Source organism: Salipiger sp. D13, from assembly GCF_003703915.1.
Lineage (GTDB): Bacteria > Pseudomonadota > Alphaproteobacteria > Rhodobacterales > Rhodobacteraceae > Salipiger > Salipiger profundus.
The window spans coordinates 119958-139213 of record NZ_ML112594.1 but is presented as its reverse complement, the minus strand read 5'-3'; the positions used below and the strand labels follow the sequence as shown (position 1 = coordinate 139213).

Annotated in this window: 19 protein-coding genes; 15 read left to right on the top strand and 4 right to left on the bottom strand. The window is 67.0% G+C overall.

Annotated features, from left to right (window positions below):
* Positions 1-12 precede the first annotated feature (12 nt).
* The 9 genes from D6860_RS10330 (at position 13) to D6860_RS10290 (ending at position 7921) form a co-directional block, all read left to right on the top strand.
* Positions 13-702, top strand: a complete 690-nt coding sequence (locus D6860_RS10330; protein WP_076624286.1) for a DnaA N-terminal domain-containing protein — start codon at positions 13-15, stop codon at positions 700-702.
* Positions 703-808: 106 nt separating this feature from the next.
* Positions 809-1570: an HpcH/HpaI aldolase family protein gene (locus D6860_RS10325; protein WP_076624287.1), complete on the top strand. Its 762-nt coding sequence runs from the start codon at positions 809-811 to the stop codon at positions 1568-1570.
* A 348-nt stretch (positions 1571-1918) separates the two neighbouring features.
* Entirely contained in the window at positions 1919-3229 is a 1311-nt protein-coding gene (locus tag D6860_RS10320) for an extracellular solute-binding protein (RefSeq protein ID WP_017467978.1), read from the top strand.
* Positions 3230-3311: 82 nt separating this feature from the next.
* The gene (locus tag D6860_RS10315; RefSeq protein WP_076624288.1) at positions 3312-4193 is read left to right on the top strand and encodes an ABC transporter permease subunit; all 882 of its coding nucleotides are present in this window, start codon (positions 3312-3314) and stop codon (positions 4191-4193) included.
* Between the two features lie 19 nt (positions 4194-4212).
* The gene (locus D6860_RS10310) at positions 4213-5124 is read left to right on the top strand and encodes an ABC transporter permease subunit (RefSeq protein ID WP_371683191.1); all 912 of its coding nucleotides are present in this window, start codon (positions 4213-4215) and stop codon (positions 5122-5124) included.
* A gap of 44 nt (positions 5125-5168) precedes the next feature.
* The gene (locus D6860_RS10305) at positions 5169-6212 is read left to right on the top strand and encodes an ABC transporter ATP-binding protein (RefSeq protein WP_076624289.1); all 1044 of its coding nucleotides are present in this window, start codon (positions 5169-5171) and stop codon (positions 6210-6212) included.
* On the top strand, positions 6209-7255 hold the full coding sequence (locus D6860_RS10300; protein WP_076624290.1) for an endonuclease/exonuclease/phosphatase family protein: 1047 nt from the start codon (positions 6209-6211) through the stop codon (positions 7253-7255). The genes D6860_RS10305 and D6860_RS10300 overlap by 4 nt, the downstream gene beginning before the upstream one ends.
* Positions 7256-7274: 19 nt before the next feature.
* Entirely contained in the window at positions 7275-7517 is a 243-nt protein-coding gene (locus tag D6860_RS10295; RefSeq protein ID WP_076624291.1) for a type II toxin-antitoxin system Phd/YefM family antitoxin, read from the top strand.
* The gene (locus tag D6860_RS10290; RefSeq protein WP_076624292.1) at positions 7514-7921 is read left to right on the top strand and encodes a type II toxin-antitoxin system VapC family toxin; all 408 of its coding nucleotides are present in this window, start codon (positions 7514-7516) and stop codon (positions 7919-7921) included. The genes D6860_RS10295 and D6860_RS10290 overlap by 4 nt, the downstream gene beginning before the upstream one ends.
* 11 nt (positions 7922-7932) lie before the next feature.
* On the opposite strand, the gene D6860_RS10285 is transcribed toward D6860_RS10290, so the two are convergent.
* Genes D6860_RS10285 through D6860_RS10275 form a run of 3 tightly spaced genes read right to left on the bottom strand, consistent with a single transcriptional unit; the run spans position 7933 to position 12331 of the window.
* The gene (locus D6860_RS10285; protein WP_242662662.1) at positions 7933-8292 is read right to left on the bottom strand and encodes a response regulator; all 360 of its coding nucleotides are present in this window, start codon (positions 8290-8292) and stop codon (positions 7933-7935) included.
* Between the two features lie 22 nt (positions 8293-8314).
* On the bottom strand, positions 8315-11767 hold the full coding sequence (locus D6860_RS10280) for a chemotaxis protein CheB (protein ID WP_076624294.1): 3453 nt from the start codon (positions 11765-11767) through the stop codon (positions 8315-8317).
* A gap of 18 nt (positions 11768-11785) precedes the next feature.
* A complete protein-coding gene (locus D6860_RS10275; RefSeq protein WP_017467367.1) occupies positions 11786-12331 on the bottom strand; it encodes a PAS domain-containing protein in 546 nt (181 codons plus the stop codon).
* Between the two features lie 265 nt (positions 12332-12596).
* Here D6860_RS10275 and D6860_RS10270 point away from each other — a divergent pair, with 265 nt between their 5' ends.
* Genes D6860_RS10270 through D6860_RS10250 form a run of 5 tightly spaced genes read left to right on the top strand, consistent with a single transcriptional unit; the run spans position 12597 to position 16375 of the window.
* The gene (locus D6860_RS10270; protein WP_076624295.1) at positions 12597-13472 is read left to right on the top strand and encodes an STAS domain-containing protein; all 876 of its coding nucleotides are present in this window, start codon (positions 12597-12599) and stop codon (positions 13470-13472) included.
* Positions 13473-13475: 3 nt separating this feature from the next.
* The gene (locus D6860_RS10265; RefSeq protein ID WP_076624296.1) at positions 13476-13829 is read left to right on the top strand and encodes an STAS domain-containing protein; all 354 of its coding nucleotides are present in this window, start codon (positions 13476-13478) and stop codon (positions 13827-13829) included.
* A gap of 28 nt (positions 13830-13857) precedes the next feature.
* Positions 13858-14241, top strand: a complete 384-nt coding sequence (locus tag D6860_RS10260) for an ATP-binding protein (RefSeq protein ID WP_076624297.1) — start codon at positions 13858-13860, stop codon at positions 14239-14241.
* Entirely contained in the window at positions 14238-15239 is a 1002-nt protein-coding gene (locus tag D6860_RS10255; RefSeq protein WP_017468954.1) for an ATP-binding protein, read from the top strand. The genes D6860_RS10260 and D6860_RS10255 overlap by 4 nt, the downstream gene beginning before the upstream one ends.
* Positions 15236-16375 (top strand): sensor histidine kinase, encoded by a 1140-nt coding sequence (locus D6860_RS10250; protein WP_083697842.1) that lies wholly within the window; start codon positions 15236-15238, stop codon positions 16373-16375. The genes D6860_RS10255 and D6860_RS10250 overlap by 4 nt, the downstream gene beginning before the upstream one ends.
* A gap of 3 nt (positions 16376-16378) precedes the next feature.
* On the opposite strand, the gene hpbA is transcribed toward D6860_RS10250, so the two are convergent.
* On the bottom strand, positions 16379-18415 hold the full coding sequence (gene hpbA, locus D6860_RS10245; protein ID WP_076625412.1) for an N-methyl-L-proline N-demethylase HpbA: 2037 nt from the start codon (positions 18413-18415) through the stop codon (positions 16379-16381).
* 208 nt (positions 18416-18623) lie between these two features.
* On the opposite strand from hpbA, the gene D6860_RS10240 reads away from it, so the two are divergent.
* A complete protein-coding gene (locus tag D6860_RS10240) occupies positions 18624-19253 on the top strand; it encodes a TetR/AcrR family transcriptional regulator (protein WP_076624298.1) in 630 nt (209 codons plus the stop codon).
* Positions 19254-19256: the final 3 nt, after the last annotated feature.

Genomic DNA, 19256 nt, shown 5'->3' with positions numbered 1-19256 from the left:
AGGGCAGCCGCCATGCTTGCCAGCAAACCGGTCGGGCGCAATGCGTCCGCCTTAAAGTATGACCTGCTCACTGTCATGGGGGCCTATGCGCTTTCGCAGGAGAAAGGCAGGCAGCGTCTCGTGCTCCGCCTGATGACCCTGGTCACCGCCCGGTACAACTGGACACGCGACGAGCTGGCCGTGGGCCAGCGCGAGATCGCCCGGCTCTGGGCCGTGGACGAACGCACCGTCAAACGCGAGATGGCGAAGCTGCGCGCGATGGGCTGGCTCAAGGTGAAGCGGCAGGGCGCACGGGGCAGGGTGAGCGAATACGGCCTGTGCATCGAACGCATCCTCGAGGACGGGCGGTCGCGGTGGGCCGACGTGGGCCCCGACCTCGAGCACCGTCTGAGCGGCGCCGACAGCGAGCCGCCGCCCGACAAGGTGGTGCCGCTGCCGGTGCGCAGCCGTGCCGAGGCGCCGGATCTCTCGGACGGCACCGAGTGGAGCCTCGCGCAGGCATTGCTGCACGCCGAGGAGCCGGGTCTCTATTCCTCGTGGATCGCCGGGCTCCGGCGGCGGGGCAGGGCAGGGGGGCGGCTCACGCTCGCGGCGCCCTCGCGGTTCCATGCGACCTACGTCAACACGCACCTGCTGTCGCGGCTTCGCGAGGCCTGCCGCGCGGTCGATGCCGGTGTCGACGAGATTGTCGTAGAAGGCTGACTGCGCCGCCCACACCGCTGGCATCCAGCCCGCTTTCGCGTAGGCTGCGCCCCGGGGATGGACCGATGCCATCCGCCATTTCAAACAGAACAGACGGACAGAGCCCATGGTCGATCTTCCCGCCAACCCGTTCAAGACGGCGCTTCAGAAGGGTCGCCTGCAGCGCGGCATCTGGTTCACGCTGCGCGACAGCCTCGCCGCCGAAATGCTGGCGGGCTGTGGCTACGACTGGATGCTGATCGACACAGAGCATTCGCCGATGGCAGCTCCGGACGTGCTCTCCATGCTGCAGGCGGTGGCGCCCTACCCGGTGTCGCCCATCGTGCGGCCCGGCTCGCTCGACGTGGCCGAGATCAAGAAGCTGCTCGACCTCGGGGCGCAGAGCATCCTCGTGCCGATGGTCAACGATGCCGACATGGCGTGCGAGGCCGTGGCCGCGGTGCGCTACCCGCCCGAGGGGCTGCGCGGTGTCTCGGGCATGTCGCGCGCCAACCGCTTCGGCAAGGTGCCGGGGTATCACCCCCGCGCCAGCGAGGCGATCTGCCTGCTGGTGCAGGTCGAAAGCGTCGAGGCACTTGGCAACATCGAGGAGATCGCGGCGGTCGAGGGCGTCGACGGCATCTTCGTGGGGCCCGCGGATCTTGCCGCCTCGCTGGGTCACCCCGGCGAGTCCTCGCATCCCGAGGTGGTGGACGCGGTGCTCGATGCGGTGCGCCGCATCGCGGCTGCCGGCGTGCCGCCGGGCATCCTGACCATGGACCCGCAGGTCTATGACGACGCCATCGCGGCGGGCGCGCTCTTCGTGTCGCGAGACCTCGATCTCATTGCGATGCGCAAGGGGCTCTCGCCGCTGCCGGAACGCGACTGAGCTCCGGGGCGTTGATCACCCGTCGCGCAGGCCTTGCGCGGCGGTGAGATGCGCGCGCCGCTTCTCGTGACCATCTGATGACAGGTCGATCTCCGCGTCCCCCGGCGCGGCGGATCTTTTCGTGCGCGTAACCAAACCTTCAAGAACCGGTCACCCAACCGTCACGAAACGCCAATACCCGCAGTCTGGCGCAGAGTGCGCGGCCGTCCTGCCTCACGGGAGGGTCGCGGACCGCCCGGCAGGGCAGCTCTGACAAGACATCTGGCCGCGACGGTGCAGGAGAACCTGCGTCGGGCGGTTCCCCGTGTGCCTTGCAACGGCTTGGCGCTTCACGACCGGAGACATGACATGAAGTATTTCATCCAGTTCACCGCCGCCGCGTCCTTCGCGCTGACGGCGCAGGCCGCGATGGCCGAGACCGAGATCACCTGGTGGCACGGCATGGGCGGCCACCTCGGCGACGTCGTCAACCAGATCGCCGAGGGCTTCAACGAAAGCCAGGACGACTACACCATCACCCCGGTGTTCAAGGGCTCCTACGAGGAAACCCTCACCGCCGCCATCGCCGCCTTCCGCGCCGGCGAGCAGCCCAACATCGTGCAGGTCTTCGACGCCGGCGCCGCCACCGTGATCGGCGCGCAGGGCGCCACCATCCCGGTGCAGGACCTGCTGACCCAGAACGGTGTCGACTTCGACATCGAGGACTACATCGCGGGCGTGCGCTACTTCTACGCCGACAGCGACGGCAAGATGATCGGCATGCCGTTCAACTCGTCCTCGCCGGTGCTCTACTACAACGCCGACGCGCTGGCCGAGGCCGGTGTCGAGGCGCCGAAGACCTACGAGGACTTCGAGGAGATCGCCCCCGCGCTCAAGGACGCCGGCTACATCCCGCTCGTGCAGACGCACCTGCCGTGGGAATTCGTCGAGAACTTCCACTCGCGCCACAACCTGCCGTTCGCCACGAACAACAACGGCTACGACGGCGCACAGGGCACCGAGATCCTGATCAACTCGCCCGAGATGGCCATGCATTTCACCAAGGTGAAGGAATGGCTCGACGACGGTCTCTTCGGCTTCTACGGCACGTCGTGGGACGACAACCAGGCGCAGTTCCAGGACGGCAACGCCGCCATGTACATCGGCTCGTCGGGTGACTTCGGCGGTCTGACCGCGCTCGACCTGCCGTTCGAATGGGCCTCGACCTATCTTCCCTACTGGAACGAGATCACCGGCGGCGAGGGCTACCAGACCTTCATCGGCGGCGCATCGCTCTTCGCCATGTCCGGCCAGCCCGAGGAAGAGAACGCCGCTTCGGCCGCCTTCTTCCAGTACCTGACCTCGCCCGAGGTGCAGTACATGTGGCACCGCGAGACCGGCTACGTTCCGATCACCGAGGCCGCCTACGAGATGGCCCGCGAAGACGGCCACTACGACCGTTTCCCGGCCGCCGAAACCGGCATCAAGCAGCTGATGCTGCAGTCGGGTGACAACACCCACGGCTACCGCATGGGCTTCTACGTGCAGATCCGCGACGTCGAGAACCGCGAGCTGTCGCGCTTCCTGAACGGCGAGACCTCGATCGAGGACGCGCTGGCGACCATCGAGGAAGAAGGCAACGCGCTGCTGGCCCGCTTCGCGCAGACCAACACCAACTGAGCCCTTCGCTGAACGATCCGTCGGCGGCCGCATCTCCTGCGGCCGCCGATCTCCTTGCAAGATCCCGCCCCGAGGAACGCCCGTGAAACGCGCCGCATTCGACAATCGCTGGCTGCCGGTCCTGCTGCTGGTGCCGCAGCTCTCGATCATCTGCCTATTCTTCTACTGGCCGGCGTGGCAGGCGCTGCGCTCCTCGTTCTTCCTCGAGGACCCGTTCGGCTTCGGCGAGACCTTCGTGGGGCTGGCGAACTACGTCCGGCTGTTCACCAGTGCCGAGTATCTCAAGACCGCGTGGTTCACGGTGATCTTCTCGGTCTCGGTGACGTTCTTCTCGCTCGCCATCGCGCTGCTGCTGGCGGTCAAGGCCGACACGGTGCTGCGCGGGGCCAAGACCTACCGCACGCTGCTGATGTGGGTCTATGCCGTGGCACCGCCGGTCGCGGGCTTCATCGGGCTCATCCTGTTCAACCAGCGCTGGGGCCCGCTGACCGAGTTCTTCGCCGCGCTCGGCTGGGACATGCGCATCCGGCTCGACTATTTCGACACCGCCTTCGCGATGGTCGTGGTGTCGGTCTGGAAGCAGATCCCGGTCAACTTCATCTTCTTCCTGTCGGGGCTGCAATCCATCCCCCGCGCGGTGCGCGAGGCGGCGATGATCGACAACCGCTCCGGCGTTTCCCGGTTCTGGTCGGTGACCTTCCCGCTGCTGGCGCCGACGGGCTTCTTCCTGCTGATCATCAACATCACCTATTCGCTGTTCGAGACCTTCGGCCTCATCGATACGATCCTGCGCAACAACCCCGGCGACAGCCCGATCACGCTGGTCTACCAGGTCTATCTCGACGGCTTCCGCGGGCAGGACATCGGCGGCTCCTCGGCGCAGTCGGTGGTGCTGATGGTGCTGGTGCTGGCGCTGACCGTCTTCCAGTTCCGCCTCGTCGAGCGGCGCATCCATTATACCTGAGGCAGATCCCATGGCCGACATGACCCAATCCGCCCCAATCACGGCCCGCGCGCCCGACCATGGCGCCGCCACGGTGCACCGCCGGCCGTTCCGCTGGAGCACGCTCGCCGACCACGCCATCCTGATCGCCGGCGCGGTGCTGATGATCGGGCCGCTGGTGATGCTTCTGCAGATGAGCACCGTTCCCGACGTCGAGATCATGCAGAGCGGGCCGAGCCTTGCCATCGGCGACCGGCTGGGCCCGAACCTGCAGGCGGCGCTCTTCGAGTCCATGAGCTTCTCCGGCGAGAACACCGGCCTGCGGATGTTCCGCAACTCGATGTATCTCGGGCTGGGCTTCGCCATCGGCAAGATCATCATCTCGATGATGGCGGCCTATGCCATCGTCTACTTCCGCCTGCGCTTCGCCACCTTCGCGTTCTGGCTGATCTTCACCACGCTGCTGCTGCCGCTCGAGGTGCGCATCGTGCCGAGCTACGAGATCACCAACAAGCTGGGGCTGCTCAACACCTGGACCGGGCTCATCGTGCCGCTGATCGCCTCGGCCACGGCGACCTTCTTCTTCCGGCAGTTCTTCCTGTCGGTGCCCGAGGAGATGGTCGAGGCCGCCCGCATCGACGGGGCAGGGCCCTTGCGCTTCTTCCTCGACATCCTCGTGCCGCTGTCGCGCACCATGATCGCGGCGATGTTCATCATCATGTTCGTCTACGGCTGGAACCAGTACCTGTGGCCGGTGATGGTCTCGACGCAGGAGGGGATGTTCACCCTCGTGCAGGGGATCAAGCAGATCACGCAGGGGCTCGAAGGCGGGCAGATCCCGGAATACGGCCGCTCGAACATCCTCGCGGTGCTCGCGGTTCTGCCGCCGGTGGCGGTGGTGATCTTCTTCCAGCGCTGGTTCGTGAAGGGCCTCACCGACTCCGACAAGTAAAGCCCCGACGACCGCGTCGGCAGGGCAGAATAAGGAAAGCAACCATGGCACGTGTCACGCTCGATCGCGTCCGCAAGATCTATCCCAACGGCTTCGAGGCGGTGAAGCCCTGTTCCTTCACCATTCCCGACGGCGAGTTCCTCGTGCTGGTCGGGCCCTCGGGTTGCGGCAAGTCCACGCTGCTGCGCATGATCGCCGGGCTCGAGCACATCACCGAGGGCACGCTCGGGATCGGCGAGCGGGTGGTCAACACGCTCGACCCCGCCGACCGCGACATCGCGATGGTGTTCCAGAACTACGCGCTCTACCCGCACATGACGGTGCGCAAGAACATCGGTTACGGGCTGAAGAACCGCAGGGTCTCGGCCAGCGACATCGCCGCCAAGGTCGAAGACGCGGCGCGGATGCTCAACCTCACCGACTATCTCGACCGCAAGCCGTCGCAGCTGTCGGGCGGGCAGCGGCAGCGGGTGGCGATGGGCCGCGCCATCGTGCGCGACCCGGCGCTGTTCCTGTTCGACGAGCCGCTGTCGAACCTCGACGCGAAGCTGCGCAACCAGATGCGCATCGAGATCAAGGCATTGCAGCGCCGGCTCGGCGTGACGTCGATCTACGTCACCCACGACCAGGTCGAGGCGATGACCATGGCCGACCGGATCGTCGTGCTGAACGGCGGCCGGATCGAGCAGATCGGTACCCCGTCCGAGATCTACCACCGGCCGGCCTCGACCTTCGTGGCCTCGTTCATGGGGGCGCCGCCGATGAACCTGATCCGCGCCCAGATTGACGCGGAGGGGCTGCACCTCGGCGACCGGACGCCGCTGGCGGCGGCACCCGACCATTACCGTGGCGCCGTCACGCTGGGCATCCGCCCCGAGGACGTGCGCATCGGGCGCGGCTCGGCCACCTTCGACGTGACGCTGGTCGAGGAGTTGGGCGCGCACCGGCTGCTGCACGGACAGGTGGCGGGGCAGGCGTTCACCGCGCATGTGCTGAAGGATACCGAGGTCTCGACCGGCGCGCTGCCCATCGAACTGCCGCAGGCGGCGCTGACGCTCTTCGACCACCAGACCGGGGTGCGGCTGTGATCCGCGTCGTCTCCGAGCTGCCGCCGGTGACCGGTGCCGAGCGCGCCCGCCTGCTGGCGGCGCCGCGCATCGCCGAGGCGCACCGCGAGATGATGGCCGACGTGCCCGCGATGTCGATGGTGCAGACCGGCGGCACCGCCACCGCGCGCGACCTGCCTGCCACGCTTTCGGTCGTGGCATGGAACCTCGAACGCTGCCTCTTCCCCGAGGACAGCGCCGCGCATCTGGCGCATCTTGCCCCCGATGTGCTGCTGCTGTCGGAGATGGATCACGGCATGGCCCGCACCGGCCAGCGTCACACGACCGAGGCGATGGCCGCCGCGATGGGCATGGCCTATGCCTACGGTGTGGAGTTCCACGAGCTCGACCTTGGCGGGCCGACCGAGCGGCATTTCTGCACCGACGACTTCAACGCGCTCGGCTGGCACGGCAACGCGATCCTGTCGAAGGTGCCTTTCGAGCGGGTGACGCTGATCCGGCTCGACGATCACGGCCACTGGTTCAGCGCCGAGGCGGGCGCCGACCCCGAGCAGCCGCGTCTTGGCGGCCGCATGGCGCTGGCCGCCGTGCTGCCGACTGCCGCAGGGCCGGTGTGCATGGTCTCGACCCACCTTGAAAGCAACGCCGATGCCGAGCACCGGGCGGCGCAGATGCGCCTTCTGCTCGACGGGATCGAAGCCTTCGCGCCCGGGCTGCCGGTGCTGATCGGCGGCGATCTGAACACCGGCAACCACCTGCCTCCGGATTTCGACTGGCGGCGCGAAACGCTCTTCGAGTTGGCCGAGACGCGCGGTTACGACTGGGGCTTCACCGCCGACGGGCCGACCACGCGGCCCAGCCTCATCACGCCGCACCCCGAGCGGGTCATGAAGCTCGACTGGTTCGCCGGACGGGGCCTTGCACCGCGCGAGACGGCGGTTGTGTCGTCGCTCGACGGCGACGGGCGGCCGCTGTCCGATCACGACGCGGTCTGGTGCCGGGCCGCAGTGACCGGTGACGGCGGACTTGATCGACCGCCGAAGACGGCTTATCTGTCTAGGTAGCTGGACAGGAGTGCCAAGGATGCTTTCGCTTCAGGATGCCAAGAACCGCTTCAGTGCCGTCGTCGAGGCGGCGCTTGCCGGACGCCCGCAAAAGGTCTCGCGCCGGGGCAAACCCGCCGTGGTGGTTCTGGCCGCCGAGGAATACGAGCGCCTGGTGAAGGCCGCGCAGACCCAGCGCGGCAGTTTCCAGGAGCATCTCATGGCGCTTCCCGCCGACGACGTGCCGCGCGCGGCGGCACGTCCGCGAGACGTGGAGTTTTGATCTACATCCTCGACACCAACGTGATCTCGGATGCCCGCCGGGCCCATCGCGCGCCGCAGGTGGCGCAATGGCTGGCGGATCGTGACGAGCGCGAGCTTTACCTGAGCGTCGTCACGCTGGGCGAGATCGAGCGTGGCATCGTGCTTCAGGAGCGGAAGAACCCGGAGTTCGCGCGCGATCTGCGGGCGTGGCTGGCGCGCACGGTCCAGCTGTTCTCGGATCGTCTGCTGCCGTTCACGACCGAGGATGCACTGCGCTGGGGCGCGCTGTCGGCGCGGGTGGGACACCCGGGCGCCGACCTGATGATCGCGGCGCAGGCGCTGACGCGCGATGCGGCCGTGGTGACCCGGAATGTCGCGGATTTCGAACCGACGGGGGCGCGGATCGTCGACCCGCTTGCCTGAGGGCAGGCCTGTCAGCCGGCCTTGGCGCGCAGTCCTTCGTCGGCCTTGAGCCGGAGCGCGCTCTTGAGGCTGCCGGTGTCCACCGGCTTGTGACAGCAGATCGCGCCGGGATAGCGCTCGGAGATTTCGTCGTCGTTCACGTGACCCGAATGGAACACCAGCGGCACGCCCATGTCGCGCAGCCGGTCGGCAAGCGGATAGACGAGCCCGTCCTTGAGGCTGACGTCGAGCAGGGCCACGTCGGGCGGATCCTTCTCGAGGCCCTCGTAGGCGCTCTTGAGGCTGGGGTAGGGGCCCTGAACGATGAATCCGAACTCTTCGATCATGAGCTGCATGTCCAGCGCCACGACGAATTCGTCCTCGCAAACCATTACCTTGGCTTTGCGCCCGCTATCACAACCCGGCTTCTGGAGCATACGACAAAGTCATCCTTCTTGCATTATTCTCATAATCCACCGCGATCTTGCCGTTGAGCTGCGCTGCGGAAAGCTGGATCAGAGTGGAGCCGAAGCCGGACCCCTCACCACCGGGAACAACTTCGCGGTCGTGGATTTCGTTCCACGTCAGCGTAATTTCCCCATCGTCACCTCGCGACCACGTGACTTCGAGCCTGCCGGGCGCGGGGCCGAGCACACCGTATTTCGCCGCGTTCGTCGCCCATTCGTGCAGCAGCAGTGAGAGTGCGGTGAGATCGTGGCGCGCGACTGGCAGGGGAGGCCCGCCGACCGTCCATTCGCCCTGGCCCTCGTAGGGTTCGAGCGTGGCGCGCACCGCGTCCTCCAGCATGAGGTTGCGCCCGTCCATCGCCGGCTGCGTCATGTCGTGCGAGCGGGCAAGCGCGTTGACCCGGCTCTGGATGCTTTCCACGAGATCTTCGACCGTCTCCGAGCTGCGCCCGGCGATGCGGACCATGCCCGAGATGATCGAGAACATGTTCTTCACACGGTGGTTCATCTCGCGCAGCATCATGTCGCGGATCGAGCGGGCCTCCTGTTCGGAGGTCACGTCGAAGAGCACGCCGAGCACACGCGTGGTGCGGCTGGACTGCACCCGCTTGCCGACGAGTTGCACGGAGGTGAAGCGTGGCCCGGTGCCGGCGAGCCGGAAGGTCACGTCGATGCCGTCACCGTCATTCTCGACGGCTGCGAGCGCCGCAGAGACCCGCTCGCGGTCCTCGTGGGTGATGAGTGCGAGGAAGCGGTGCAGCGGCAGCTCCCCCTCGTCGACAGAAAGGATGTTGGCTCCGGTGCCGTCGATCTTCAGCACCTCGCGGGCCGGGTCGGCCTCCCAGACCCCGAGCGACGAGACATCGAGCGCCAGCCGCAGGCGCTCGCCCTCGCGGTTGAGCGCTTCCTCGAGCCGCAGCGCGTTGGTGACCTCGGTGAAGACGAGCGTGGCGCCGTCGAGCGCCCCGTCGCGGGCGCGGTAGGGCGTGACCACCAGCGACCAGGTGCGATCCTCGGCCCTGTCGGTGACGCTGAGGTGCCGGATCTCGCCGTCGTCCATCACATCGCGGATCAGCCCGAGCACCTCGTCGTTCTGGCGCAGCGTGCTGGTGACCTCGACCAGAGGGCGCCCCCGGTCGGTGTTGCGGAACGGGTAGATGCTCTGGATCGCGTCGGTGAAGTTCCGGATCGCCATGTCGCGGTCGACGACCACCAGCGGCAGCGCGGTGGAGGCGAAGAAGTTCGACAGGTCGGCATTGGCGACCGACAGCTCGTCGACCTTGCCCTTGAGCTCGTCGTTGACGGTCGAGAGCTCCTCGTTGGTCGACTGGAGCTCCTCGTTCATCGACATCATTTCTTCGTTGGAGCTCTTCAGCTCCTCGTTCGCGGTCTCGAGCTCCTCGACGGTGGTGTGCAGCCGAACCCGGGTGGCGCGCAGTTCGTCCTCGAGGCTCTGCACATGGCTGTCCATCGGCTCGAGCTCTTCGAACTCGTCTTCGTCGAGCGGCTCGAAGCGGTCGCGGTCGCGGAAGATCAGCAGGATGGTGCCGTCGCTCAGCGGCTCGGCAATGAGGTCGAAGCTCTGCTTGCCGAACTCGGACTGCGCTTCGAGCCCGCGCGAAATGGCACGGCTCTTGTTCTGCGTGACCTGCCGGATGATCGCCGATACGGGCTCGCGCACTCCGGGGCGGGCGACCGACGGCGCGAAGCGTGCGCCCTCGTCCTCCTGCGAGAAGTCGAGATACTTGCCGAGCCGGCCGGTGGACTTGAGAATCTCGCCCGCCGGGCTCACCCGCAGGCTGGGCGGCGCGTATTGTGCCAGCAGCCGTTCGGAGGCGCCGCCGTCGCCCCATTCGAGCCGTGTCGAGGGCTGGTCCTCCTGCGCCGGCCGCCGGCGGCTCGGCTCGCGCTCGGTCTCGCGGCCACGCAGGTGCAGCGGATACTCGGGCCGCCCGTTGTTGCGCTGGAACACCCGCGCGGTCTGGTCGAGCGGCTGGAAGGCGTGATCGTAGCGGCCCACGGTCTCGGAAGGGCCGAGGAACAGCGTGCCCCCCGGCTTGATCGCGTAGTGAAAGATCGGCAGCGCCGTCTTCTGCAGACCGTCGCCGAAGTAGATCAGCAGGTTTCGGCAGGACAGCAGGTCAATGTTCGAGAACGGCGGGTCACGCACGATCGAATGGACCGAGAAGCGGATCATGTCGCGGATGCGGGCCGACATGCGGAACTGCCCGTCGCGCGCGATGGTGTAGAGGTCGCGCATGCCCTCGGGGATGTCGCCGAGCGCCGCCTGCGGATAGGATGCCTCGCGCGCGAGGCGAAGCATCTGCTCGTCGATGTCGGTGGCGAAGATCTGGATGTTGACCGACCGCTTCTGCAGCCGGCATTCCTCGGCGAAGAGCATGGCGATGGAATAGGCTTCCTCGCCGCTGGAACAGCCGGGCACCCACACGCGGATCTCGTCACCGTTGCCGGCGTTCTGCACCAGCGGCTTGACCGAGAGTTCGCGCAGCGCCTCGAAGTGCTCGGAGTCGCGGAAGAAGCGGGTGACGTTGATCAGCAGGTCACGGAAGAGCAGTTCGCATTCGTGCGGGTCCGACCGGATGTGTGCAAGATACTGCCCCGCGTCGGACAGGTCGAGCACCTGGATCCGACGCTGCACGCGCCGCACGAGCGTGGATTGCTTGTAGCCCGCGAAATCATGCCCGACGAAGTTGCGCACCACGGTGCAGATGTCCGAAAGGTGCCGCTCGACGGTGTTGGCCAGCTGCTTGTCCACGGTGCCGACCGAGGCATGGGCGTAGAACTGCCGGATGGCCTCGACGATCTCGCCGGGCGGGCGCACGAAATCCACCAGCCCGGTGTTCTGGGCCGAGGTCGGCATTCCGTCGTATTTCGCGGTGCGCGGATCCTGCACGATGCAGAGGCCCCCGTGCTCCTTGATGGCGCGCAGCCCGGCGGAGCCGTCTGCGCCGGTGCCCGACAGGATCACGCAGGCGGCGAAGCGGCCCTGGTCGACGGCGAGGCTTTCGAAGAAGTCGTCGATCGGCCGGCGCAGCCCGCGGGGCTGGGCGAATTCCGTCAGCTCGAGCTTGCTCTCGCGGACCGACAGCCCGTGGCCCGGCGGGATGATGTAGACGTTGCCGGCCTCGATGCTCTCGCCGCCCGAGACCTGCATGACGTTCAGCTCGGTGTAGCGCGAGAGCAGCTCGGCGAGCAGGCTTTCATGGTTGGGATCGAGGTGCTGGACCACGACGTAGGCAAGGTTGTTGTCGGCGCGCGTCGAGCCGAGCATTTCGCGGATCGCCTCGAGCCCCCCGGCGGAGGCGCCGATGCCCACGATGCAGAGGCGCTCGGCTTCCTCTTCGGTCTGTGTGTCCGCGGTCTGGTCGTCGTCTTTCATTCGTCCCGTCTGCTTGTCCTATCGCGTGTCACGCAGTGACAGCCGCGCCATCATGGCTACCGAGTCCGCGAGCTGCTGGGCAGAGCTCATCATCGCGAGACCGTATTCCCGGCCCATCTGCTCCACGTCGCTGAGCACCGTGCGCAGGGTTTCGTCGTTCTGCCTGATCTTTGATCGCTGCATCGCGTTCGTCATGTCGAACTGAGACGCAATGATGTAGCGGACCGCGTCGGAGCTGTCACGAATCCGGCTCATGAAGACGTAGTTGAGGAACTCGCTGCCGTCCTTGCGATAGTTCAGGATCGGAAATCGCCCGCTGTCCTCGCCCAGACCATGCACGAAATCATGAAGCGGCTGTCGTTGTTCCTCGGACGTGCCCTCGCCCTGCAGGAAACGGCAGTTGCGCCCCTTCACTTCGTCTTCGGTGTAGCCGGTGAGCTTGGTGAAGGCATCGTTCACGAACATCAGCGGTGCGTCGCCCTCGCACACCGATACCGCGAGCGCGACGCCGGAGCGTTGAAGGTAGGCGGCCAGGCGGTCGGGAAGTTCGAGGGAAGCGGTCATATACGGAGTCGAGATCGTCGCGTTGCGGTAAGCTTGAGATAATCGGAGGATGACCTGCGCAAGGCAAGCCACTTTGCCAGATCAGCTAGGGCGGCGCTCGCGCCGGTCCAGCCTGCCGTTACGGAAGTCGCGGGATCTTCGGGCCGGACGTGTCTATAACGCCCCTAAAGCCGCTGCAAACCGGGGTTGCCGGGGGGAGAGCATTGACTCTTTTCGCGCCGCTTGGCTTACCATTTTCCGAAACGACAACATTACGGTGCCTGCAATGCCGCGATCCGCCACAGCCAACATCCTGACCATCCTCGAGACCAGCTTTGACGGCGTGGTGGAGGAATGGCTCGGCACTCAGGTCCAGGAGGGCGTAAAACGCTCGGACCTGTTCTCGGACGCCGAGAGCCGCACGCAGAACGCGGACCTGCTCAAGGCCTTCTCGAAGGGTGTGCGCGCCGGCGTGGTCGACGAGGAATTCAGCCTCGAGGACGAGGCCTGGGAAGATCTCCGGGTCGTTCTGGCCGACGTGAGCAAGGAACGCGTGAGCCGGGGCGTGACGCCGACCGAGATGGCGACCTTCGTGCTGGCGCTCAAGGCGCCGCTGTTCAAGCGCCTCGAAGAGCACCTGAACGATGACCAGGGCGTGCTGATCCGCGACGTGCTTCTGGTCACGCGGCTGGTCGATGCCTTTGCCGTCTACACCAACGAGATCTTCATCGCCGAGCGGGACCAGATCATCGACCGCCAGCGGCAGGAGATGCTCGAGCTTTCGACCCCGGTGGTCGAGCTCTGGGACCGGGTGCTGACGCTGCCGCTGATCGGCACGCTCGACTCCGCCCGCGCGCAGGAGGTGATGGAGAACCTTCTCGAAACCATCCTCGAGCGGCAGGCCGAGGTGGTCATCATGGACATCACCGGTGTCGGCACGGTCGACACGCAGGTCGCGCAGCACCTGCTGCGCGCCGCCGCCGCCGTGCGCCTGATGGGCGCCGAATGCATCATCAGCGGCATCAGCCCGATGATCGCGCAGACCATGGTGCAGCTCGGCATCGACGTGGGCACCGTCTCGACCCGGTCGAGCATCCGCACCGCGCTTGCAGATGCGCTGCAGAAGGTCGGCTACGTCATCAAGACCACCGAGGGGGCCTGATCCGTGTCGGGGGTTACGTCGATCAATCTCGTCGAGAACGCGCTGCTTGTCTCGATCCAGGACGACGTCACCGATACCGAGATCGTCGAACTGCAGGACACGCTCTCGCACCGCATCGCCAAGAACAACGTGCGCGGCGTGGTGCTCGACATCTCGTCGCTCGAGATCGTCGACACCTTCGTGGGCCGGGTGATCGCGCAGCTCGCCGGGATCTCGCGGCTCCTCGCCGCCGAGACCTACGTGGTGGGCATGCGTCCGGCGGTTGCGGTGACGCTGGTCGAGCTTGGCATGTACCTGCCCGAGACGCGCACCGCTCTCAGCCTCACGCACGCGCTGTCGCAGTTGCGGCGTGGTTGACAGGACCGCTGCCCCGACCGGAACGCGCATGGCGAAGATCGGGCTTTCGGCCGGTCGTGACGTCGTCGCCGCCCGACAGGCGGTTGCCCGCATCATGAAGGAGCGCGGCGCGTCGGCGATCCGGGTGACGCGCTTCGCGACGGCGGTCAGCGAGATCGCCCGTAACGCGATCGTGCACGGCGGCGGGGGCGAGATTTCCGTTTATCTCGACGCCCGTAACGATTATCTGCGCGTCGAGTGCCGGGATGCGGGGCCCGGGATCGAGGATGTGCCGCTTGCAATGACCGAGGGTTACACCACCGCCGGCGGCCTCGGACGGGGTCTCAGCGGGGCCAAGCGGCTGTCGCACGATTTCGAGATCCGCTCCGCCCCCGGCGAGGGGACCTTTGTCGTGATGAGCGTGAAGTTATGAACCAGTGGGTCGAGATTGACGATCGCAGCGCCGTGGCCGTGGTGCGCCGGCTGGCGCGGCGTTACGGGGCCGAGATCGGGCTGTCCGAGCGGCGGCTCGAGGAATTGGCCATCGTCGTGACCGAGGCCAGCACCAACATCCTGCGCTATGCCGAGCGGGGCAGGGCGCTTGCGAGCATGACCCGTGCGCCGGGCGTGGCGCAGCTGGTGCTGATCTTCACCGACCGGGGGCCGGGCATCTCCGACGTGGACCGGATGTTCCAGGACGGCGAAAGCTCGACCGACTCCGCCGGGCTCGGGCTCGGGGCGATCCGGCGGCTCTCGGACAGCTTCGACATTCTCAGCTCGAGCGAGGACGGCACAACCATCGTCTGCACCTTCGACGCAAGGAACGTGCCGCTCAGCCCCGAGATCGAGGCGGTGGGGCTGCGGGTCTGCCATCCCAAGGAGCGCGAGTGCGGCGACGACTTCGTGCTGCGCCAGACACGTGGCGCGACCGACGTGCTGCTCTGCGACGGGCTGGGTCACGGGCCGCTCGCCGCCGAGGCCTCGGCCGAGGTCATCGAAGCGGCCAACGGCCTCGATGCCGAGCCGGGTCGGAGCATGCGGCGGATCACCGAGCGCCTCGTCGGCCATCGTGGCGCGGTGGCGAGCATCGTGCATATCGACTGGCCCGAGATGACAATGCGCTACGCCGGCCTTGGCAATATCGCGACGATCTGGATCGGCGCGCAGGGCGTGAAGCGGATGGCGGTGCGCGACGGCCGCATCGGTGCGGTGCCGACCGGGGGATACGAAGAGACCGTGCAGCTTGCGGTGGGGGACATGGTGATCCTGCACAGCGACGGGCTCAAGACCCTGCGCGAGGCGCATTTCCGGCCCGGGCTGCTGCACAAGAGCCCGCTTCTGATCGCGGGCTTCCTGCTTGATCGGGCATTTCGCGGGCGCGACGATGCGAGCATCGTGGTGATCCGGCTGACAGGGGAGCGCGAGGGATGAAGTCGGCAAAACTGACGACGCTGACGCTCGAGGACGGCTCGGACGTCGCCCGCCTGCGCGAGATTGCCATGGCGCTGACCAAGGTGCTGTCCTTCGGGGCGTTCGAGCGCACCCGTGCCGTCACCGCGGTGGTCGAGCTTGGGCGCAACGCCGTCGAGCATGGCCAGAAAGGTCGCGCGACCTTTACCCTGACCGACCTGAAGGGAAAACCGGCGCTGGGGCTCACGGTCATAGACCAGGGTGAGGGCATCCCCAGCGAGAAGCTCGATCCAGACCGGAAGATCGACTCGTCCTCGGGGCTGGGGCTCGGCCTGCGCGGGGTGCAGCGCATTGCCGCGCGTTTCGATGTCGAAACCGGCGCCGAGGGCACCCGCATTGATGCCACCTTCCTGCCCTCGTCCAAGATCAGCTCCGCCCGCGACAGCCTCATCGCCCGCGCCCACGAGGCGCTCGAGGACCTGAAGGCCAACGATCCGACGGCGGTGCTGGCCGAGAAGAACCGCGAATTGCAGGCCGGCATCGCCGACCGCGACCTGCTGATGCAGGAACTGCACCACCGCACCGGCAACAATCTCGCGCTGATCGTGGCGCTGATCCGCATGAGCCGCTCGCAGGCCGTGCAGGACGAGACGCAGCAGGCGCTCAGCGAACTCGAGGTGCGCGTCGGCTCGCTGTCGAAGGCGCATGAACTCATGCAGCGCACCGCCAACTCCGGCGACATCGATCTCTGCGAGATGCTCGACGAGGTCGCCCGGAACGCGGAACAGGCGTTCAGCGGCGAGGGCTTCCGGGTGCGCATTTCGGTCACCTGTCCCGCCATGAACCTCGACGGCAAGCTGGCGATCGACATCGGCCTGATCGTCGGCGAGCTGATCACCAACGCCTACAAGTACGCCTTTGACGGACGCAGCGAAGGGATGATCGCCGTCGACGCCTCGGGCGACGCGGGGCAGGGGCTGGTGCTCACGGTGTCCGACGACGGCGTTGGCCTCGGCGATGGCAACAAGCGGCCCGAGCGCTCGAACTCGCTGGGCTGGCGGATGATCCGCACGCTGACGTTCCAGCACAACGCGACCCTGTCGGTGGATGGCAGCGACGGGCTGTGCGTGCAGGTGCGCTTTCCCGGCATCGACTGAGGGTCACAGCCCCCGCAGCAGGCGCAGTGCGTCGTAGATCGCCGCGTGGGTGTTGCGCGCCGCGACCGCGTCGCCGATGCGGAACACCCTGAACGCGCCCTCGGGGTTGGTGTCGATGGTCTGCACCCCGCCGGTCGCGAGCGCCTCGTAGTCGACCTCGCCCAGGTTGCGGGACAGCGGCTTCAGCGCAAAGTAGAGCTCGTCGAGTGGCCGGGTGCCGTGGTTTACCACCACCTGGTCGACAACCCGTTCGCGGATGGCAGGGCCGTAGTCGGACCCCAGCACCGCCCGCAGCCGGTTGCCCTCGCGCGCCACCGACCGCAGCCGCCACGTGGTGGTGAAGGTCACGTCGCGCTGCTGCATGTTGCGCATGTAGGGCACGAGGCTCATCGCCATGACCTCGGGCGCGAAGGCGCGGTCGGGGGTGACGAGCTCGACGCTTGCACCGGTTTCCGAGATCACGTCGACCGCCTGCAGCGCCGCGTGGTCGCCTGCGTCGTCGAAGACCAGAACCTGCTGGCCCGGCTTGGCGTCCCCCGAAAGGATGTCCCACGCCGAGACGACAAGATCGTTGCCCGTCTCCAGCACCTCGGTATGGGGCAGACCGCCGGTGGCGACGATGATCTCGTCGGGGTCGGTGGCGGTCACGTCCTCGGCCTCGGCGAAAGTGTTGAACCGGAAGGCCACGCCCAGCTTCTCGCATTGTTCGAACCGCCACGCGATGATCGCGCCCATCTCGCGCCGTCGCTCCTGCAACGCGCTAAGCCGGATCTGTCCGCCGGGCCGGTCGGCGGCCTCGAACACGGTGACCGCGTGGCCGCGTTCGGCCGCGACGCGGGCGGCCTCCATGCCCGCGGGGCCTGCGCCGACGACGGTGACGCGCTTCGGCGCCTCGGCCCGGGCGATGGCATGGGGCATCTCGAGCTCGCGTCCGGTCGACGGGTTGTGCAGGCACAGCGCCATGCCGCCCTGGTAGATCCGGTCGAGACAGTAGTTGGCGCCGACGCAGGGGCGGATGTCGTCCTCGCGGCCCTCCATGACCTTGCGCATGAGATGCGGGTCGGCGATGTGGGCGCGGGTCATGCCCACCATGTCGAGCTTGCCGCTGGCGATGGCATGGCGCGCGGTCGCCACGTCGGCGATCTTGGCGGCGTGGAAGGTCGGAAACCCGGTCTCACGCCGGATCTCGCCGGCGAAATCGAGATGCGGCGCGTTGCGCATGCCCTGCACCGGGATCACGTCGGTCAGGCCGGCATCCGTGTCGATGTGGCCGCGCACCACGTTCAGGAAGTCGACCAGGCCACTGTCCTTGAGCCGCTGCGTGATCGCGCGCCCTTCGCTGGCATCGAAGCCGCCGGGCGTGTCCTCGTCGCCGCTGTAGCGGACGCCGACGATGAACGCATCGCCGCAGCGGGCCCGGATCGCGCGCAGCACGTCGAAGGCAAAGCGCATCCGGTTGTCGAGATCGCCGCCGTAGGGCGCCTCGAGATCGTTGGTCAGCGGCGACCAGAACTGGTCCATCAGGTGGCCGTAGGCCTCGAGCTCGATCCCGTCGAGCCCCGCCGCCTGCATCCGTTCCGCGGCAAGCGCGTAATCCTCGATGATGCGGGCGATGTCCCAGTCCTCGGCCTTTTTCGGAAACGCCCGGTGCGCCGGCTCGCGCAGATGCCCGGCCGAGACGACGGGCAGCCAGTCGCCGGTGTCCCAGCGGGTGCGGCGGCCAAGGTGGGTGAGCTGGATCATCACCGCGCAGCCTTCGTCGTGGCAGTCCTGCGTGAGCTTCGCCATGTGGCCGACGACCTCGTCCTTCCACGCGAGGATGTTGTTGAAGGCCGGCGGGCTGTCACGGGCGACGCTCGCCGACCCGGCGGTCATGGTCAGCGCGATCCCGGCCTTGGCGCGCTCGACGTGGTAGGCGCGGTAGCGGTCCTTGGGCATGCCGTCCTCGGGGTAGGCGGGCTCGTGGCTCGAGATCATCACCCGGTTCTTCAGCGTCAGGTGCTTGAGCCGGTAGGGCTGCAGGAGGGGGTCGTTCGTCATGGCCATGTGCCTTCTGCGAGGGGGCTTGCTACATGACACAAGGCATCCGTGAAAATGTTCATGTGTGTCAAGAAAAATGATATGAGTGCCGACAGATACGTTATTTTTCGCCCTGAAATGGCTAATTTCGTCAACACTGGTATTGAAGCGAGAATGTGATGTATGGTCAGAGGTGAACATTTCCGCGCGCGGCGCGACGAGAGGCTGCATGACCGACGACCCATCCCCCGAACGCGGCTGGCGCGGATCGCAGGAGCTCTGGCTCGACGCGGCCTACGCGGCGCTGGTCGAAAGAGGCGTCGACGCGGTGAAGATCATGCCGCTCGCCAACGCGCTGGAGCTGTCGCGCACCAGTTTCTACTGGTTCTTCAAGGATCGCCGGCAGTTGCTTGCGATGCTGCTCAACCGCTGGGAGGACACGACCACCCGCCCGCTGGTCGCGGCGACACGCGACTACGCCGCGAGCCAGACCGAGGCGATGCTGAACGTGATCGGCCTGTTCCTGTCGGATGCCTCGTTCGATGCGCGGCTGGAACGGGCGGTGCGGGCCTGGGCGCAGCAGGACGCCGACGTGCTGCTGCGGTTGCAGCAGGCCGACGCGGAACGGCTTGCCGCGCTGCGCGACATGCTGGCGCACTGGGGGCACGATCCGCAGGATTCCGACGTGCGGGCGCGGACGATCTATCTCGTGCAGGTCGGCTATATCTCGATGGGGGTGAACGAGCCGCTGCAGGAGCGGCTCGCCCGGTTCCCGAGCTACGTCGAGATCTACACCGGCGCCCGCCCGACGAAAGCCGAGATGGACCGGCTCAGGGGGCGGATCGGGGCGAAGGTCTGAGCG

Coding starts and splice junctions, on each gene's coding strand:
- D6860_RS10330 (WP_076624286.1), top strand. CDS start 13: ATGCTTGCCAGCAAACCGGTCGGGCGCAATGCGTCCGCCTTAAAGTAT.
- D6860_RS10325 (WP_076624287.1), top strand. CDS start 809: ATGGTCGATCTTCCCGCCAACCCGTTCAAGACGGCGCTTCAGAAGGGT.
- D6860_RS10320 (WP_017467978.1), top strand. CDS start 1,919: ATGAAGTATTTCATCCAGTTCACCGCCGCCGCGTCCTTCGCGCTGACG.
- D6860_RS10310 (WP_371683191.1), top strand. CDS start 4,213: ATGACCCAATCCGCCCCAATCACGGCCCGCGCGCCCGACCATGGCGCC.
- D6860_RS10305 (WP_076624289.1), top strand. CDS start 5,169: ATGGCACGTGTCACGCTCGATCGCGTCCGCAAGATCTATCCCAACGGC.
- D6860_RS10295 (WP_076624291.1), top strand. CDS start 7,275: ATGCTTTCGCTTCAGGATGCCAAGAACCGCTTCAGTGCCGTCGTCGAG.
- D6860_RS10285 (WP_242662662.1), bottom strand. CDS start 8,292: ATGGTTTGCGAGGACGAATTCGTCGTGGCGCTGGACATGCAGCTCATG.
- D6860_RS10280 (WP_076624294.1), bottom strand. CDS start 11,767: ATGAAAGACGACGACCAGACCGCGGACACACAGACCGAAGAGGAAGCC.
- D6860_RS10275 (WP_017467367.1), bottom strand. CDS start 12,331: ATGACCGCTTCCCTCGAACTTCCCGACCGCCTGGCCGCCTACCTTCAA.
- D6860_RS10270 (WP_076624295.1), top strand. CDS start 12,597: ATGCCGCGATCCGCCACAGCCAACATCCTGACCATCCTCGAGACCAGC.
- D6860_RS10260 (WP_076624297.1), top strand. CDS start 13,858: ATGGCGAAGATCGGGCTTTCGGCCGGTCGTGACGTCGTCGCCGCCCGA.
- D6860_RS10255 (WP_017468954.1), top strand. CDS start 14,238: ATGAACCAGTGGGTCGAGATTGACGATCGCAGCGCCGTGGCCGTGGTG.
- D6860_RS10250 (WP_083697842.1), top strand. CDS start 15,236: ATGAAGTCGGCAAAACTGACGACGCTGACGCTCGAGGACGGCTCGGAC.
- hpbA (WP_076625412.1), bottom strand. CDS start 18,415: ATGACGAACGACCCCCTCCTGCAGCCCTACCGGCTCAAGCACCTGACG.
- D6860_RS10240 (WP_076624298.1), top strand. CDS start 18,624: ATGACCGACGACCCATCCCCCGAACGCGGCTGGCGCGGATCGCAGGAG.